The sequence below is a fragment of the Bradyrhizobium sp. genome, from assembly GCF_049798375.1.
Taxonomy (GTDB): domain Bacteria; phylum Pseudomonadota; class Alphaproteobacteria; order Rhizobiales; family Xanthobacteraceae; genus Bradyrhizobium.
In genome coordinates, this window is record NZ_JBARGP010000059.1 from 1 (window position 1) to 3,435 (window position 3,435).

The 3,435-nt window shown below is 63.2% G+C and carries 4 protein-coding genes; all 4 read right to left on the reverse strand.

What is annotated here, in order from left to right; genetic code table 11:
* Positions 1-346, reverse strand: a 346-nt coding sequence (locus tag WA702_RS02325; RefSeq protein WP_425108909.1) for an ATP-binding cassette domain-containing protein, incomplete at its 3' end; no start/stop codon positions are given.
* On the reverse strand, positions 343-1,350 hold the full coding sequence (locus tag WA702_RS02330) for a branched-chain amino acid ABC transporter permease (RefSeq protein WP_425108910.1): 1,008 nt from the start codon (positions 1,348-1,350) through the stop codon (positions 343-345). The genes WA702_RS02330 and WA702_RS02325, both read right to left, overlap by 4 nt.
* On the reverse strand, positions 1,350-2,228 hold the full coding sequence (locus WA702_RS02335) for a branched-chain amino acid ABC transporter permease (protein ID WP_425108911.1): 879 nt from the start codon (positions 2,226-2,228) through the stop codon (positions 1,350-1,352). Before WA702_RS02335 ends, WA702_RS02330 begins: the two co-directional genes overlap by 1 nt.
* A 129-nt stretch (positions 2,229-2,357) precedes the next feature.
* Positions 2,358-3,435: ABC transporter substrate-binding protein (locus tag WA702_RS02340; RefSeq protein WP_425108912.1), on the reverse strand; the 1,078-nt coding region annotated here is incomplete at its 5' end.

Here is a 3,435-nt window from a genome sequence, read left to right on the forward strand (position 1 = left end):
GGCGGGCCTCGCGCATCACGGTGTTGCGCAACAGCGCGCCGACGATGACGTTCTCGATCACCGTCATGCTTTCGAAGCTTTTGACGACCTGGAAGGTGCGGCCGATGCCGCGCTGACAGCGCTCGGCGGCCGGCAGATCCGTGACGTCCTCGCCGTCGAAGATGATGGTGCCTTCGGTCGGGCGGAATACGCCGGCGATGAGGTTGAACAAGGTCGACTTGCCGGCGCCGTTCGGGCCGATCAGGCCGACGATCTCGCCGCGTCCGACCGAGATCGAGACGTTGGAATTGGCGGTCAGGCCGGCGAATCGTTGCGTGATGTTGCGGGTTTCCAGCAGGCTGGTCATGACGCCACCGCTCCCTTGACGACGGTGGCGACCGGCTTTTGCTTGCGCGCAAACAAGCTGACCAAGCCCTGCGGCCGCGCCAGCGAGATCGCGACGATCAGGCCGCCATAGACGATCAGATCGACGCCCCTGCCCGAACCGCCGATATAGGACCGCGTCAGCTCGGTCAGCGGGATCAGGATCGCGGCGCCCAGCATCGGGCCCCACAGCGTGCCGATGCCGCCGATCACGGCCGGCAGCGCCATCAGCAGCGAGAACTGGAAACCCATCACGCTCTCAGGGTCGATGTAGGAGACGAACATGGCGTAGAAGGCGCCGCCGATCGCGACCAGGAACGCCGACACCGCCGCCGCGCCCATCTTGGAATTGAACACGACCACGCCGAGGCTTTCTGCCGCAACCGGATTGTCCTTCACCGCGCGCCACCAATAGCCCCACTTCGAGTCCTCCAGCCACCAGGTCACGAACCAGGAGATGCCGGCCAGCGCCAGGGCGAAGTAGAAGTAAGGCAGCTTGGAGCGAGCGAACTGGAAGGTCAGCCAGCTATCATGCCGCGACATCGGGATGTCGATGCCGAGCGCGGCGCCTGCCCAGTCCCAGTTCTGGAACAGCACCAGCGCGATCTCGGCGATCACGATGGTGGCGATGACGAAGTAGTGCCCGCCGAGCCGGAAGCAGGGATAGCCGAGCGCCATCGCGATCGCGGCCGACACCAGGCCGCCGGCGACCATGCCGAACCAGGGCAGCACGCCGAATTTGGTGTAGAGCAGCGCCGTGGTGTAGGCACCAAGCCCGAAATAAAGCGCGTGGCCGAGCGAGATCTGGCCGCAATAGCCGGACAGGATGTTCCAGCTCTGCGACAGCGCCGCATACATCAAGGTCAACACCATGATGTTCTGGACGTAGACGTCCTTGACGAACAGCGGCACCATTGCCGCGATCACGGTGATGCAGGCCGCGACGATCAGGTCGCGGCGGCGGCGTTGAGCAAAGGCCTTGTCCATCAGAGCGATCCGAACAGGCCGCGCGGCCGGATGAAGACGATGAGCAAATAGACGCCGTAGATGCCGACGGACTTCATCGACGCCGGCAGCACCAGCGTGGTGGTCGCCTCCACGAGGCCAACGACGATGCCCCCGGCGAAGGCGCCGAACACGCTGCCGAAGCCGCCGAGCGCCACCGTGACATAGGCAATGGTCGCAAACGAGGCGCCGACGTCGGGAAATACGTAGAAGAAGATCGCCATCACAGCGCCGGCAAGCCCGACCAGCGCCGCACCCAGTCCCCAGCCGAGTGCGAACACCCTGTTCTTGTCGATGCCGACCAGCGCCACCGCGCCAGCGTCCTCGCGGGTGGCTTCGAGCGCCCGGCCGAAATCGGTGCGATGAATGAAGAAATAGAGCGCCACAAAGGCTGCGATCGCGATCAGCGCGCCGACCAGCTGCGGCTCAGGCAGATAGATGCCGCCGATCGAGATGGTCTTGCCGCCGAGCCAGGAGTTGGGGATGCTGCGATAATCCGGCGTGAAGAAATATTGCGCCAGCCCGCGCATCAGCACCGCGAGCCCGAAGGTCGAGAAGATCTGCACCATCGCTGTATTGGCCTTGGCCCTGACCGCGAAGCGCACAATCAGGAGATAGACCACCGCGCCGAATACGAACAAGGCGGCGGCCACGATGGGGGCCGCGAGCAGCGGGTCCAGCGCAAAATAAGCGAACAGGAAGAAGGTCGCGTACATCGCGATCATCAGGAATTCGCCATGGGCGAAATTCACGACGTCCATCAGCCCGAAGATGAGCGCAAGCCCCGCGGCGATCAGGCCGTAGAGCAGGCCCATCAGCAGGCCGCTGGCGAGACTTTGGATGATGGTCTCGGCTGTCACAAGTCTAGCTCCAGTTTCGTCATTGCGAGGAGCGCAGCGAAGAAGCAATCCAGACCTTGTTCGTGGCTCTGGATTGCTTCGCTTCGCTCGCAATGACGCGGCGTATGCCGCGCCATCTTCCGTATCAGTCTACTTCATCGGCCAGATCGGCTGGGCGACCGCGGCCTGTTCGGGGAAGATCGTGACGAACTTCTTGCCGACATATTGCAGCAGCACCGGGTCGGCGTCGTTGTTCTGCCCGGTCTCGTCGAACTTCACCCGCTTCCAGGGCATGATGGTCTTGTCGCCGGGCATGTCGGTGGCAACGAGCGCTTCGCGGATCTTGTCGCCGTCGGTCGACTTGGCGCGATTGATGGCGTCCGCCATCACGATCAGGCCCATGAATTGCCGCGACGAATAGTCGTTGAGATCCTTGCCTGACTTTTCTTTGAACATGGCGTTGATCTTCGCGACCATCGGCCGCTTCTGGGCGAGGTCGAGCGAGAACGAGCCGCGCGAGATCACGCCTTCGAGCTTGTCGCCGACCGCATCGTAAAGCGCCTGCTCGGAGAAGCCGGCATCCTGCGCCATGATCGCGTTCGGCTTGTAGCCGAGTTCGGCCATGGTCTTGACCAGCAGGATGCCGTCGGTGGTGTAGCTCGACGGCATCAGCACGTCTGCATTGGCCGCCTTGAGCTGCTGCACCTCGGCCGACAGCGAGGGCGAGTTGGCGCGATACTTGATGTCGGCGACAACCTTGTAGCCACGCTCCTTGGCGAATTTGAGCTGCGCGTTGGCGGAATCGGTGCCGAAGATGGTGTCCTCGTGGAACAGCGCCAAGGTCTCGATCTTGGCTCCCTTCTTCTTCATCGCATCGAAGAAATCGAACATCGCCTGCGAGAACATCACGTCATGCGGAGCGGCACGGAAATAGAACTTCAGCCCGCGCTGGTTCAGGCTCGGCGAGGAATTGTCGGCCGAGAGATACGGGACCTGGTAGCGCTCGCAGGTCTGGCTCGCGGTGACGGCGACCGCGCTCTGATAGGAGCCGATCACAGCGCAGACATTTTCCTGGGTGATCAGGCGTTCCGTCTCGGCGCGGCCCTTCTGTGGGTCGGCCTGATGGTCGGCGAAGATCAGCTTGACCTTGGCACCGCCGAGGCCAGGCAGCCCCTCCTCGCGCGCCAGCGGCAGATCGTAATCATACTTGCGGTTGATGATCTCGGCG